The organism is Pedococcus bigeumensis (genome assembly GCF_006438965.1).
GTDB classification, from domain to species: domain Bacteria; phylum Actinomycetota; class Actinomycetes; order Actinomycetales; family Dermatophilaceae; genus Pedococcus; species Pedococcus bigeumensis_A.
In genome coordinates this window covers 532,389-545,300 of record NZ_RCZM01000001.1, presented here as the reverse complement: position 1 = coordinate 545,300, position 12,912 = coordinate 532,389, and the positions used below count along the sequence as shown (strand labels likewise).

The window sequence follows — 12,912 nt, the reverse complement described above, 5'->3', positions numbered from 1 at the left end:
TTCACCGTGCGGCGCCGGCAAGGGTGGTCGGGAGTGGCCCGAAGGTCGTCAGCACCCGGTCGCGGAACTCGTTCATCGGCCAGACCGGCGCGTCGGGGCCGGGCCGCATGCCCTCCTGCCAGTCCCAGCCGCCGACGCGTTGGGTGACTGCGGGGTCATGGGCCACCAGGGTGATCGGAACCCGGTGGCTGGGCTGCGGTCCCGACACGATGGTGGCGGGTTGGTGGTCGCCGAGCAGGACCAGCACGAGGTTGTCGTCGTGGGCCGCCTGCACGAACGAGACCAGGCTGTCGATCGAGTAGGAGATCGACTGGCCGTAGGCCGCGCGGACCGACGCAGGGTCACGCCAGACCGCCGCCCTGGTCCGGGCCTGCGCGAGGATGTGCCCGTAGCCGGACCCGTCCCCCACGGCGGCCCAGTCGACGAGTCGGGGCAGCGGCGCCCACGGCCCATGGCTGGTCACGAGGTCGATCTCGGCCATCACGGGGCGTCGCTCGCCGCGGGTCAGCTCACGGTCCGCGAACGCCTTGAGGGTGTATTGGTCCGGCATCGTCGCGTAGCCGAACCTCGGCCCGGCATACCCCACGTTGCGGGCGTCGTAGACTTGGTCGTAGTGGTAGAACGACCGCGCCTCCGGCCAGTCCTGACGGTCCGAAGGGACATCCGACACGGTGTGCCAGCCCGCCCGCCGGAAGGCAGCGCTGAGGGTGAGCCGGTCGGTCGCGACGAGCTCGTCGTAGCGCCGTTGGCTGTTCACCCACACCCCCGACTGGAGCGTGGAGTGCGCCAGCCAGCTGGTGCCGCCGAAGGTCGGCGAGTCCAGCCACGCGCTGCTGGACTGGTAGCCGTCGGCAGCCAGCTGGCTCGCGGCCCGGTCCAGGGTCGAGGAGACGCCGGTGAACTCGGCCTGGCCGTCGATTGCCACCTCGCCGTAGCTCTCGACGAACACGACGAGGACGTCCTTGCCGCGCAGGCCGCTCAGCAGGTCGCTGCCGGGCACCGTCGCGAACGAGTCGGTGGCGACAGCATGCGCGAAGGCCGCCCGGTCACGAACCGACGCCCTGGCCTGGGCCACGTGGTCGGCAACCAGGTCCACGGACGACGTCGAGGCAAGTGACACCCCCGGGGCGACCTGGACGTTCGTGACCGCGGTCGCGACCCACACGGTGCTCAGGACAACCAGGGCTCGGGTCCACCCGCGCTGCCCGCGGTCCAGGCGCCGGTCGAGGCGTCGCGCCAGCTGGCCGACCGTGAGGGGCACGACCACGAGCAGCGCCACGACGAGGACGGCAGCCCCGACCAGGGCGGCCGCGGCCCAGCCCGGCCCCGTCGAGTCGCTGAGCAGGTCGCGCGCCGACCGCAGGTAGGTCCAGTCGGTGAGCGGGTCGAACGGCCGCCGCAGGGCCGATGTGAAGCCGACGTCGAGCAGCTTGACCAGGGTGAGCAGCCCGAGCAGGCCGCCAGCGACCAGCCCGGCAGGTCGCCGCCACCGCCGGGGCAGCACGGCCATGAGCGCCACGAAGAGGATCGGTTCGACGGGGAGTCGTACGAGCCAGCCGAGCGGCTGGCTGAGCGGGTCGTCAGGCGCCTCGAGGACGACCCACACGACCAGGCCCGACAGCACGGCGATGCCGGTCCCCGCGAGGCGGGCGCCGCGCGGTCCGCGCCATCCGCGCCATCGCGCTCGCGGCGCGGCCGACGGGCGCTGCCGGCTCTCCGAGGGAGGGCCTTCGCTCACGGAAGGACCTGCAGCGGCTGCGCTCCCGGCTCGTGGGCGGGAGCGAGCTCGTCGCCCAGCGCATCGGTGCGTGCCGGGCGGGCCCGCCACAGCTCGAGACCCTGGGTGCCGAACGACCACGCGAGGAGGGCGAGCGCCGCGGCGACGAACGCGGCAGCAGCGCCATCAGGAGCTACGCGCGCCACGGTCAGGGTGAGGACGATCCCCTGCAGGGCCGCGACCGCCTTGCGCCAGTACCGCGGGGGGACGCCGCCGCCGAGCCAGGGCATCGCCCAGGTGGCGACCACCAGCAGGTAACGGAAGGCGCCGATCACCAGCACCCACCGGCCCAGCACGCTTGCGGCAGCGATGCTGAGGACGAGGATGAGGAACGCGTCCACCTCCATGTCCATCCTGGCGCCGAGCGCCGAGGCGGTCCGGGTGCGTCGGGCCACCCAGCCGTCGACGGCGTCGAGGGCCAGCGCCACGCCGGCCAGCAGCACGAGGGTGCCCTCGGAGGTGGATCCCACCGCCGCGTCCACGGTCAGCGCGGCGACGACGCAGGCCAGGGTGCCCCGCGTGACCGTCACGTGGTCGGCCGGCCCGAGACCGGGCCGGTCGTGCTCCGCGAGCGCCGTGGCCAGGACGACCCAGCCGAGCACCGCGCACGTGCCGGCCACCACCGCTCCCGCGGCGCTGGCGCCCGCTGCCCAGAGGAGCGCGCCGAGCAGCACGAACTGCCCGACCAGCGGCGCCGCAGTGGCTCGACTCGTGCGCACCAGCTCCACCTCTCTCGAATCTGCCCCTAGGACGGCTCAGCCGGCACGGGAGTTCATCGGCTCCGGACGGAGCGGCTCGCTAGGGTTGAGCGCGTGTCCGGGGCTGCACGTGCGTACTGGCTGACCGAACCCAGGGTGGGCGAGATCCGGCCTGTGGTGCTGCCCCCCGCTGGACCCGGGGACGTGGTGGTGCGGACCGTCTGCTCGGCCATCAGCCGCGGGACCGAGACGCTGGTCTTCGGCGGCCGAGTCCCCGAGAGCCAGTATGCCGCGATGCGGGCACCGTTCCAGGAGGGCGACTTTCCGGGGCCGGTGAAGTACGGCTACCTGAGCGTCGGCGTCGTCGAGGAGGGCCCGGCCCACCTGCTGGGCCGGCTGGTCTGCTGCCTCTACCCGCACCAGACCCGGTACGTCGTCCCGGCCGACGCGGTCGTGCCCGTTCCCGACGGCATACCTCCTGAGCGTGCCGTGCTCGCGGGCACGGTCGAGACCGCGGTCAACGCCCTCTGGGACGCGGCGCCGCTGGTTGGTGACCGGGTCGCGGTCGTCGGGGCCGGCATGGTCGGGTGCTGCGTCGCACACCTGCTGTCCGGCATTCCCGGCGTCCGCACCACCCTGGTCGACGTGGACGAGTCCCGGGCGACGGTGGCAGGAGCGCTCGGTGTCGACTTCGCCCTCGCCGCCGAGGCCGGCGGGTGGGGACCGGGCGCACACGACCTGGTCGTCCACACGAGCGCGACGTCAGCCGGCCTGCAGCTGTCCCTCGACCTGATGGCCGACGAGGGCGAGGTGGTGGAGCTCAGCTGGTACGGCGACCTAGAGGTGAGCCTCGCCCTCGGCGGGTCGTTCCACTCGCGCCGACTCAGCATCCGGGCGAGCCAGGTTGGGGCGGTGTCCCGGGCTCGACGGTCACGGCGCACCCATGCGGACCGGCTGGCGCTGGCGCTCGACCTGTTGCACGACCCGGCTTTCGATGCCCTCGTGACGGGCCGGTCGACGTTCGATGAACTGCCGGAGGTGATGGCTCGTCTGAGCGACGGGAGCCTCCCGGCGATCTGCCAGATCATCACCTACGACCAGGGGTAGACCGTGTTCAGAGTGACCGTGCGGGACCACATGATGATCGCCCACAGCTTCAGCGGCGCGGTCTTCGGACCTGCCCAGTCGCTGCACGGCGCCACCTACGTCGTCGACGCGACCTTCCACCGCGAGGACCTCGACGACGACGGCATCGTGGTCGACATCGGTCGCGCCGGCGAGCAGCTGCATGCGGCCCTCGCCGACCTGAACTACCGCAACCTCGACGACGACCCGTCCCTGGCCGGCACCAACACGACCACCGAGGTCCTCGCCCGGGTCGTCGCCGACCGCCTCGCCGACCGCATCCACGCCGGCGAGCTGGGCGACGGCGCCCGCGGCGTCGCGGCCATCACGGTCACCCTGGGTGAGTCACCGGTGGCGTGGGCGAGCTACGAGCGGACCCTGTGACGCGGGGCGACTCCACGACGAACGTCGGGGCGAGGCACGCCGGGACGGTGCACGTCGTCGTCCCGGACTCGATCGACGACCCCGCGCACCCGAGCGGCGGCAACACCTACGACCGCCGGGTCTGCGCCGGGTTGGCGACCCTCGGCTGGACGGTGCGGGTGCACGCTGTTGCGGGGAGCTGGCCGCACCCCGACGCCGTCGCTCTCGCTGCCGTCGCCCGTGAGTTGGAGGCGCTCCCTGAAGGCGCTCTCGTGCTGGTCGACGGGCTGGTGGCCTCGAGCGCACCCGGCGTGGTGGTGCCCGAGGCGACGCGACTTCGCGTCGCCGTGCTCGTGCATCTTCCTCTCGGCCACCCGTTGGCAGGCGAGGCGGCCCGCAGACCCACGGGCGACGCGGCAGGCCCGCACGCCCTCACCCCGGCGGAAGGCGAGCGAGCGGTGCTCGAGACCGTGGCGGCCGTAGTGACCACGAGCCGGTGGACGCGGGAGTGGCTCGCTGACCGCTATCGGCTGAACCCGGACCGCTTGCACGTGGCCCAGCCAGGGGCCGACCGGGCGGACACCGGCACCGGCACCGGCACCGGCACCGGCACCGGCACACCGTCGGGCACCGAGCTCCTCTGCGTCGCGGCCGTCGTGCCCGCCAAAGGTCACCTCGACCTGCTCGCTGCGCTGGCATCGGTGGCCGACCGTCCCTGGCGACTCCGCTGCGTCGGGGCGCTGGACCTCGCCCCCGACCACGTCGCCCACCTCCGTCGACAGTGCCTCGACTCGGGGATTGCCGAGAGGGTCACCTTCGTAGGCCCGCTCGTGGGCGACGACCTCAGGCAGGCGTATGCCGCGGCGGACCTCCTCGTCCTCGCGTCGCGGATCGAGACGTACGGCCTCGTCGTCACCGAGGCGTTGGCCCATGGCCTTCCCGTCATCGCGACGTCTGTGGGCGGTGTCGCCGAGGCGATGGGCGGTGTTGCGGAGGCGGCGGACGGCACCGCCGGCGCGGTGCTCCCTGGTGTGCTCGTTCCGGCGACCGGGCCGGACGAGCTGGGCCGAGCGCTGCGGTCCTGGCTCGAGGACGTGGACCTCAGAGAGCGACTGCGGGCGGCAGCCCGCCGGCGGCGGGCGACCCTCTCGCCGTGGCCCACGACTGCTCAACGTGTCTCCGACGTCCTGTCCGGACTCGCAGCATGAGCCTCGCGCCAAGAGTTTCGCGCAGCCGCCACCCAGGGATCCTCGATGCGGACCGGAGCGGAGCGGTGAACCGCAGGCACGCCGCATACGTAGGAGTCTGTGCAGGACTTGACCAGACGGGACCCGACCAGAGGGGGCGTGCCGTGCCGACGAAGACGCGCGGCGACCACCTGTCGCGGGCAGCCGGTCACCTGACCCGGGTGGTGCGTCGCGTCGGCGGCTCCCCGGTCGTCCGCCACCTGGGAGGCGCAGCGGTTCTCGGAGTTCTCGTGTGGCGGCTGGGGGTGGGCCCGTCCGCGCGCGCCGTGGGTGCCATCGATGCGAGGGCGCTCCTGGTCGCCGTCGCCCTGGCCGCGCTCACCACCGTGTGCTGCGCCTGGCGGTGGAGCCTCGTCGCGCGCGGTATCGGTGTCGCCGTCCCCCTGCGGGGTGCCGTCGCGGCCTGCTACCGCTCGACATTCCTCAACACCGCGACGCCGGGCGGTGTCCTCGGGGACGTGCACCGCGGCGTGCGGCACGGCCGCCAGCACGGCGACACCGGCCGGGGAGTCCGGTCCGTCGTCTGGGAGCGGACCGCGGGACAGGTCGTCCAGGCCGTGATGGCCCTGGCGGCCCTCACCGTCCTGCCGTCTCCACTGCGGCACCACATGGGCTGGGTATGGTGCGCGGTCGCCGCTGGGGTGCCCGGTCTCCTCCTCGTCTGGCACAGGACCGGATCAACCTCAACCGGGCGGGCTGCGTCGATCGCGAGGGCGATGTTCGTGGAGCTCCGCGAGGGTGCCCTCGCCCGTCGCACCTGGCCCCTTGTCGCCGTCGCCTCGGCGCTGGCGGTCACCGGGCACGTCCTCACCTTCCTCGTGGCGGCCCGCACCGCCGGGGCGACTGCACCACTGGGACGGCTCGTCCCGCTCGCGTTCGTCGTGCTGATCGGCATGGGTGTCCCCATGAACATCGCCGGATGGGGGCCCCGTGAGGGCGTGGCAGCGTGGGCGTTCGGGGCAGCCGGGCTGGGCGCCCAGGCAGGACTGTCGACCGCCGTCGTCTACGGCGTCCTGGTCCTGGTGGCCAGCCTGCCGGGGGCCGGCGTGGTCATCCTGACCAGCCTTCGCCGTGACCGCACCGGCGTTGGAACTGGTACCCCGACGCTCACCCCGACGCTCGCCCCGACGCTCGCCCCGGCCCGGCCCTCGGCCCCCGGCCGCGTCGGCACGGCTGCGCTGGACCTCGGGGAGGCAGCGCGTGCCTGATCGTCCCTACACCCTGCTGAGCTGCAGCATGTCGATGGATGGCTACCTCGGTGACGCCTCAGGAGGCCGGCTCCAGCTGTCCAACGCGGCTGACTTCGACCGGGTCGACGCCGAGCGGGCGACCTGCGACGCGATCCTGGTCGGCGCCGCAACCATCCGCAACGACAACCCGCGCCTGCTCGTGCGGTCCCCCGGACGGCGTGCCGAGCGGGTCGCGCGTGGCTGCCCTCCGTCGCCCACGAAGGTGACCGTGACGACCGGCGCGGACCTCGATGCCGGCGCCGCGTTCTTCGACGCCGGTGACAGCGAGAAGCTCGTCTACTGCGACAGCGGAAAGGTCGACGAAGCCGCTCGACGGCTGGGGTACGTGGCAACCGTGGTCGACGCCGGCACCCCGGTGCACCTGCGCTGGGTGACCGAGGACCTGCACGCGCGCGGGGTGCGCCGACTCATGGTCGAAGGGGGCGGTTCGGTGCTGACCCAGCTGCTGACCGACGACCTCGCCGACGAGCTGCAGCTGGTGGTCGCGCCGCTCTTCGTGGGCGACTCACGCGGTCGCCGCTTCGTCGGTGACGGCGGGTTCCCCTGGTCGGCCAGTCGCCGCGCGTCGCTCGTCGAGGTGCGCCACATCGGCGACGTGGCGCTGCTGCGCTACGCGCTCTCCCCGCGTTTCGGCGAGCAGCCGGTAGAGGGGCTGTCGTGAGCCTCCCCGCGGCCGTGCTCCGCGCCCAGGTCAGCATCCCCCTCACCCTCCACGACGGGTTCGAGACGACCGCACGTGCGTTCACCTTCACCGGGCTGGTCGACGGCAGGGAGCACATCGCACTCGGGTTGGGCGGCTGGGCGGACCAGCCGGTCCCGGCGTCGGCCCTCGTGAACCCACCGCTGACCCGGCTGCACAGCGAGTGCCTGACCGGCGACGTTCTGGGCAGCCGGCGGTGTGACTGCGGTCCACAGCTGCAGGAGTCGCTGCGCCGCCTGGCCGATGAGGGTGGGCTGCTGCTCTACCTGCGGCAGGAGGGACGAGGCATCGGGCTCTACGCCAAGCTCGATGCCTACCTGCTCCAGGACGACGGCCTCGACACCTACGAGGCGAACCTGGCCCTCGGCTACGACGAGGACGAACGCGACTACCTCGTCGCAGCCCAGATGCTCGCGGCCCTCGGCGTCCACCGGGTGGCGTTGTTGACCAACAACGCCGACAAGGTCGCCCAGCTCACCCGACTCGGAGTCGACGTCGTCCAGCGGGTCCCCACCGGGGTGCACAGGTCGGACGCCAACGGCCGCTACCTGGCAACCAAGCTGCTGCGTGGTCGAGCACCCTCCTGAACCGCTGGCAGACTGCGCCCTATGTCTTCGTGGTCCATCCAAGCTCTGGGGTGGGCGGGTTCAGCCCTGCTCATCTTCTCCCTGCTCCAGCAGCGCGTGCTGCGCTTCCGGCTGCTCAACCTCACCGCCAGCTGCACGCTCATCGTCTTCAACGCGATGCTGCACGTCTGGCCGATGGTCGGCATGAACACCGTCACCGCCGGCATCAACATCTGGATGGTCACCAAGCTGCTGGGCGAACGCGGCGACGAGTCGGTCTACGAGGTGGTGGCTGTCGGCCCGGACGAGTCCTACCTCCAGCACTTCCTCAAGGTGCAGGGCAAGGACATCGCCAGGCACTTCCCCCAGTTCGACCCGGCCGACCTCGGTGTCGGGCGCAGCGCCTACCTCGTCGAACGCGGCAACGAAACCGTCGGGGTCGTCGTCGTGCGTGACGCTGGTGACGGCATTGCCCGGGTGGAGCTCGACTACGTGACACCGCGGTTCCGCGACTTCTCCCCCGGCGAGTTCGTCTACCGCAGCAGCGGACTGTTCCGCGGCAAGGGAATCCGCCAGATCGTCACGCCGCCAGGCATGGTCAACCCGTACTACGCGCGGCTCGGCTTCCGCGAGGAGGGCGACCACTGGGTCGCCGACCTCGCCTGACCGACCAGACCTGCACCCCCTGACCCCGCCCCGGCGCGGGTCTTTGAAGGATCCGCCACGTCCAGGCGTGGCGGATCCTTCAAAGACCCGGAGTCGGGGCGGCTCGGCGGACGGTAAGGAAGAGCCGGTGCGCCGTGATGACCGCGGCGGCCCACCCCAGCCCGAGTGCCCACCCGGCCACCACGTCGGTCAGCCAGTGGTGCCCCAGGAAGACCCGGCTCAGCCCCATCGTCACGACGAAGACGGCACCGACGACGACCGCGGCAGTGCGGGCCCAGGCGGCGTCGAGCCGTCGCAGCAGGAGGTAGACCAGGACCGCCGCGATGACCGTCGCGTTGAGGGTGTGCCCGCTCGGAAAGCTCGGCGACGTCTCGTAGGGCGGCACCGCGTCGGCCAGCGGCGGGCGGTTCCGGCCGATCAGGGCCTTGCCCGTCGTGGTCATCGCGAGGGAGCCAATCGCCGCGATCACGATGAGCATCAACGGAGTTCGTGACCGCCACCGCCACACCATGAGAGCAGTCAGGACGACCGCGACGATCGGCATCCCGATCGGTCCGCCGATGTCGGTGTAGAGCGTGATCGCGTGGTCGAGGCCGGGCGAGCGCCAGGCGATCGCCTGGTCCAGCACGGGTTGGTCGAGCCCGGCGATGCCGTCGGCCTCGGTCACCGCGTCGTAGACCTCGGCCGCCACCGCGGTCAGCGCCACCGCTGCAGCCCCACCCACCAGCGCAGTCACCACGAGCGCGACGTGTGCGGCGCTCCACCGGGCGACACCGATGGCCTGCCGCACCACCCACGCGGCCAGTCGTCGCCCCGCCGGCGTGCGCCAGTGGGTCAGGTCCCGGGACCCGATCCGTTCCTCGGCGGAGGTGTCGTCGCGCAGCATCGGACCATCCTCGCAAAGCCGACCCGGCGGCATACCCGCAGGTCAGGCGTGGCGGCGGCCGCGGCCCCACGACCCGGTATGCCGCGTGCCCGGGTTGGGCGGGCACGGCACCGACGCGGGCGGGCACCACGAAGGCCCGGTCGCGAACGACCGGGCCTCGAGGCTGAACTGCCGTGTGAACACCGCGGTGGTGGAGGTGGCGGGAATTGAACCCGCGTCCACTGACGGGAAACCAGGGCTTCTCCGGGTGCAGTGCGCTATGGATTTTCTCGGCCCCAGTGCTCGCACGCACACGTCCACTGACAGGCCCAGTCGAGTAAGAGTCCCGCGCAGCCCCTCGACATGACTGCGCAGCAAGTTCTCTAGTTGACGCCAGACACTGAGACGAGAACTAGCTCAGGCTGACGGACTTTGGAGCTCGCTCAGGCGGCGAGGGCAAAGTCGGTGCGCTTGGAATCGGCACCTATTGGTTTGCCAGGATCGTTAACGAGATAACCGGGCATCCTCGACCCGCTTCCCCTGATATGCCGACCAATGTCGAAACCGATCACCCCCGTGCTCCTGCGAGTGCAGGGGTGTTCACACGACCGCTGTTCAGTTGGTGTTGCTGTCGCCAGCCTACCGTCCAACAGCGACAGGCCCTCACCCATTTCCGGCACAGCACTGCGCGGGCGGTCCTGAACGGCGCCGGCCCGCCCGCACGCGGGCCCGGACGATGCCCCGGCAGCTGCTCCCGCAATCTGTCCAAAGTTTGTCCAATCCGGCGCCCGAACCCCTCCGAATCCCGTATGCAGGGTCCGGGTTGTGACGCGCGGTGAGCACCGCCCGGGACCGCCACACCGCAGTGGATCCCTGGAGGAACAGCAATGATCTCTCGACGCCTCACAACCGCCGTCGCCATCTTCGGCCTGGCCGGAGCTGCCGCACTGGTCGGCGCACCAGCCGCCTCAGCCCACGGCGACAGCCACTCCACGACCGGCACCCGCAGCCTGGCCGCCGTGCTCGCCAAGGACGGTGGCGGCTTCGACCGCAACTGGAACGACTTCGACATCGTCGACAACGCGGTGACCGCCGTGCTGAGCGCCAAACCCGGGTCACCCGTTGGCGTCCTGGCCGACGGCACCGTCGCCCTCACGGCGTTCCTGCCGACGGACAGGGCGTTCCGCAACCTGGCGACCGACCTCACCGGCAAGCACTACCGGTCGGAGTCAGCCGTCTTCGCCGCGGTGGCCTCGCTCGGCATCGACACCGTGGAGGCGGTGCTGCTCTACCACGTCGTGCCCGGCGCCACGGTGACCTACCGCCAGGCGCTGCGCTCCGACGGGGCAACCCTGACCACCGCCTCGGGAGGCTCGGTGACCGTGCATGTGGTCTGCCGGTACCTGGTCCAGCTGCAGGATGCCGACCCGAACGACCGCAACCCCTGGGTCGTCCGGCCCGACATCAACAAGGGCAACCTGCAGATCGCCCACGGCATCTCCGAGGTGCTGCGCCCGCTCGACCTCTGAGCAACGCACCCGCCCCTCCCCTGAGGCAGCCGCGGCACACGTCGCGCCGCGGCTGTCTCAGGTCCCACGGCCGGCCCAGCCCCTGCGGATGCCGGGTCAGCCGCGGCGGACGCCGGCTCGGCCGCGGCACCAGGCAAGCTCAGCCGCCGAAGTCCTGCGTCCAGTAGTGGCCGTAGGAACCGCCCCTGGCGTAACCGACCCCTATCGCGGTGAACGCACAGTTGAGGATGTTCGCGCGGTGGCCTGAGCTGGCCAGCCACGACCGCATCACCGCCGACGCGGTGGACTGGCCGGCAGCGATGTTCTCCCCGATCGTGCTGCCGCCGTAGCCGGCGGCGCGGATCCGGTCGGCGAAGGTGCGACCGTCCTTGCTGGTGTGGGAGAAGTAGTTCTTCGCGGCCATGTCGGCGCTGTGCCCCTGGGCGGCCCGCTGCAGAGCCGAGTTCGAGCGGACGGCGCCGCACCCCGCCTTGGCCCGCTCTGAGTTGACGAGCGACAGGAACTGCCCGGTGACGCCGGTGCCGGACGGGGGCTTGGGGGCAGGCTTCGGGCTCGGCTTCGGGGTGGAGCGGGGCCTGGGCGGGACCCGCGCCCTCGTCGGTGTCGTGGTGCGCATCGGCTGGGCCGGCACGGTGGACGAACGGGTCACCGCGGCGGACGTGGTGGTCGTCGTCGACGTCGTGACGGCGCTCGTGGACGACGCGGATCCACCTGGCGTGGTCGTCGCAGCCCGCTCCGCGGATCCCGTGCACCCCGAGAGGACCACGGCACTCGCTGCTGCCACAGCGCCAACACGCAGCCGAACGGCGGGGCGGTCGATGCCGATCACGAGGATGCGCCTCCCAGATGGGTGCGTGACCCTTCGGGCTGGAAGGGCGGGCCAGCGGCCCAACCTACGCTTCCTGGGCCACGAACTCGTCTCGTGCGGCGAGGATCTTGGCGACGTTGAGCTCGGCCCAGTCGGTGAGGACGGCGATCGGCCCACCGAGCGAGGCCCCCAGGTCGGTGAGGGCGTAGTCGACCCTCGGCGGCACCTGGGCGTACACGGTCCTGGTCAGCAGCCCGTCGCGCTCCATGGCGCGCAGCGTCTGGGTGAGCACCTTGGGCGCCACCCCGCCAATGTGCTGGCGCAGCGCCGTGAAGCGCCGGGGTCCGTCGACGAGGGCGCCGATCACGAGGACGGTCCACTTGTCGCCGATCCGGTCGAGCACGACCCGCGTGGGGCAGTCCGGGTCGAAGGCGTTCCCGCGCCCCTCGGTGAGGGCCCGCAACTCAGCAGCCTGCTTGGTAACCATCAGGTACTTATAGCACGTTGAAGTGCTCAGTTACCAGTGGTTACTATGGGACCAGACGACAGGTCACCTCCGGGTGGACCTGACCCCGACCCCCACGGAAAGGCACCACCATGAAGATCGCCCTGTTCGGCGCGAGCGGCATGATCGGCTCACGGATCGCGTCCGAGGCCCTGTCGCGCGGCCACGAGGTCACCGGCTACACCCGCAGCGGAGCCGCTCTCCCGGACGGTGCCGTGGCAGCGACCGGCGACCTCTCTGACGAGACCACCGTCAAGCAGGCGGCCACCACGCACGACGTGGTCGTGTCCGCCACCGGCCCGAGCCGCACCGGCGGCAGCCACGAGCCGTGGCTGACCGCGGTCCAGAACCTCGTCGACCACGCGAGCGCGGCCCGGGTCGTCTTCGTCGGCGGCGCCGGTTCGCTCCTCACGCAGGACGGCACGCGGCTGCTGGACTCGGAGGGCTTCCCGCCGGAGTACCTCGCCGAGTCCCGCGCGGGTGCGGCGGCGCTGGACACCTTCCGGGCTGCACCCCAGGAGCTGGACTGGACCTTCTTCTCCCCTGCGCCCGTCATCGCCCCGGGTGAGCGCACCGGCCACTACACGCTGGGCCTGGAGTCGCCCGCCGGTGACTCGATCTCGGCCGAGGACTACGCGGTGGCCCTGGTCGACGAGCTCGAGCAGCCGCAGCACCGTCGCCAGCGGTTCACCGCCGCCAGCTGAGCGAGGGGCGCCCCTGAGGCCTGGCCGCAGCCAGGCCTCAGGGCTGGCGCGACGGGTCGGCATGCCGGGTGGCACGGGTGGCACGGGTGGCCGCGGTGGGCACGCCTCG

The 12,912-nt window shown here is 72.0% G+C and carries 14 protein-coding genes and 1 other RNA gene; 9 read left to right on the top strand and 6 right to left on the bottom strand.

The genetic code is table 11. The features are described 5' to 3' along the window. Position 1: 1 nt before the first annotated feature. Both EAH86_RS02420 and EAH86_RS02415 read right to left on the bottom strand, forming a co-directional pair. The gene (locus EAH86_RS02420; RefSeq protein WP_241668143.1) at positions 2 to 1,738 is read right to left on the bottom strand and encodes a CDP-alcohol phosphatidyltransferase; all 1,737 of its coding nucleotides are present in this window, start codon (positions 1,736 to 1,738) and stop codon (positions 2 to 4) included. Continuing rightward, positions 1,735 to 2,496: a CDP-alcohol phosphatidyltransferase family protein gene (locus tag EAH86_RS02415; protein ID WP_241668142.1), complete on the bottom strand. Its 762-nt coding sequence runs from the start codon at positions 2,494 to 2,496 to the stop codon at positions 1,735 to 1,737. The genes EAH86_RS02420 and EAH86_RS02415 overlap by 4 nt, the downstream gene beginning before the upstream one ends. Positions 2,497 to 2,589: 93 nt before the next feature. On the opposite strand from EAH86_RS02415, the gene EAH86_RS02410 reads away from it, so the two are divergent. The 7 genes from EAH86_RS02410 (at position 2,590) to EAH86_RS02380 (ending at position 8,392) form a co-directional block, all read left to right on the top strand. Beyond that, positions 2,590 to 3,582 carry a zinc-dependent alcohol dehydrogenase gene (locus tag EAH86_RS02410; RefSeq protein ID WP_140737010.1) on the top strand — a complete coding sequence of 331 codons (993 nt, stop codon included), beginning with the start codon at positions 2,590 to 2,592 and terminating at the stop codon, positions 3,580 to 3,582. A 3-nt stretch (positions 3,583 to 3,585) separates the two neighbouring features. Then, positions 3,586 to 3,984 (top strand): 6-pyruvoyl trahydropterin synthase family protein, encoded by a 399-nt coding sequence (locus EAH86_RS02405; RefSeq protein WP_140737009.1) that lies wholly within the window; start codon positions 3,586 to 3,588, stop codon positions 3,982 to 3,984. Beyond that, positions 3,981 to 5,171, top strand: a complete 1,191-nt coding sequence (locus EAH86_RS02400; RefSeq protein WP_241668141.1) for a glycosyltransferase family 4 protein — start codon at positions 3,981 to 3,983, stop codon at positions 5,169 to 5,171. The genes EAH86_RS02405 and EAH86_RS02400 overlap by 4 nt, the downstream gene beginning before the upstream one ends. A 143-nt stretch (positions 5,172 to 5,314) precedes the next feature. Continuing rightward, the gene (locus tag EAH86_RS02395) at positions 5,315 to 6,418 is read left to right on the top strand and encodes a lysylphosphatidylglycerol synthase transmembrane domain-containing protein (RefSeq protein WP_241668140.1); all 1,104 of its coding nucleotides are present in this window, start codon (positions 5,315 to 5,317) and stop codon (positions 6,416 to 6,418) included. After that, a complete protein-coding gene (locus EAH86_RS02390; RefSeq protein ID WP_140737006.1) occupies positions 6,411 to 7,121 on the top strand; it encodes a RibD family protein in 711 nt (236 codons plus the stop codon). Before EAH86_RS02395 ends, EAH86_RS02390 begins: the two co-directional genes overlap by 8 nt. Further along, positions 7,118 to 7,747, top strand: a complete 630-nt coding sequence (locus EAH86_RS02385) for a GTP cyclohydrolase II (protein WP_140737005.1) — start codon at positions 7,118 to 7,120, stop codon at positions 7,745 to 7,747. Before EAH86_RS02390 ends, EAH86_RS02385 begins: the two co-directional genes overlap by 4 nt. Before the next feature lie 21 nt (positions 7,748 to 7,768). Next, positions 7,769 to 8,392, top strand: coding sequence for a hypothetical protein (locus tag EAH86_RS02380; protein WP_140737004.1), 624 nt, complete (start codon positions 7,769 to 7,771; stop codon positions 8,390 to 8,392). Between the two features lie 79 nt (positions 8,393 to 8,471). Here EAH86_RS02380 and EAH86_RS02375 read toward each other — a convergent pair whose 3' ends face one another. Further along, positions 8,472 to 9,278: a phosphatase PAP2 family protein gene (locus tag EAH86_RS02375; RefSeq protein WP_140737003.1), complete on the bottom strand. Its 807-nt coding sequence runs from the start codon at positions 9,276 to 9,278 to the stop codon at positions 8,472 to 8,474. A gap of 188 nt (positions 9,279 to 9,466) precedes the next feature. Beyond that, positions 9,467 to 9,833: a transfer-messenger RNA gene (gene ssrA / locus EAH86_RS02370) on the bottom strand. A gap of 311 nt (positions 9,834 to 10,144) precedes the next feature. Between ssrA and EAH86_RS02365 the strand changes: the two genes are divergently transcribed. Further along, the gene (locus tag EAH86_RS02365; RefSeq protein ID WP_140737002.1) at positions 10,145 to 10,786 is read left to right on the top strand and encodes a fasciclin domain-containing protein; all 642 of its coding nucleotides are present in this window, start codon (positions 10,145 to 10,147) and stop codon (positions 10,784 to 10,786) included. A gap of 139 nt (positions 10,787 to 10,925) precedes the next feature. On the opposite strand, the gene EAH86_RS02360 is transcribed toward EAH86_RS02365, so the two are convergent. Together EAH86_RS02360 and EAH86_RS02355 are read right to left on the bottom strand one after the other, a co-directional pair. Further along, the gene (locus EAH86_RS02360) at positions 10,926 to 11,615 is read right to left on the bottom strand and encodes a CAP domain-containing protein (protein WP_241668139.1); all 690 of its coding nucleotides are present in this window, start codon (positions 11,613 to 11,615) and stop codon (positions 10,926 to 10,928) included. Positions 11,616 to 11,679: 64 nt separating this feature from the next. Beyond that, on the bottom strand, positions 11,680 to 12,081 hold the full coding sequence (locus tag EAH86_RS02355) for a winged helix-turn-helix transcriptional regulator (RefSeq protein WP_140737001.1): 402 nt from the start codon (positions 12,079 to 12,081) through the stop codon (positions 11,680 to 11,682). A gap of 110 nt (positions 12,082 to 12,191) precedes the next feature. Between EAH86_RS02355 and EAH86_RS02350 the strand changes: the two genes are divergently transcribed. Then, the gene (locus EAH86_RS02350; RefSeq protein WP_140737000.1) at positions 12,192 to 12,803 is read left to right on the top strand and encodes an NAD(P)-dependent oxidoreductase; all 612 of its coding nucleotides are present in this window, start codon (positions 12,192 to 12,194) and stop codon (positions 12,801 to 12,803) included. The last annotated feature ends 109 nt before the right edge of the window (positions 12,804 to 12,912 follow it).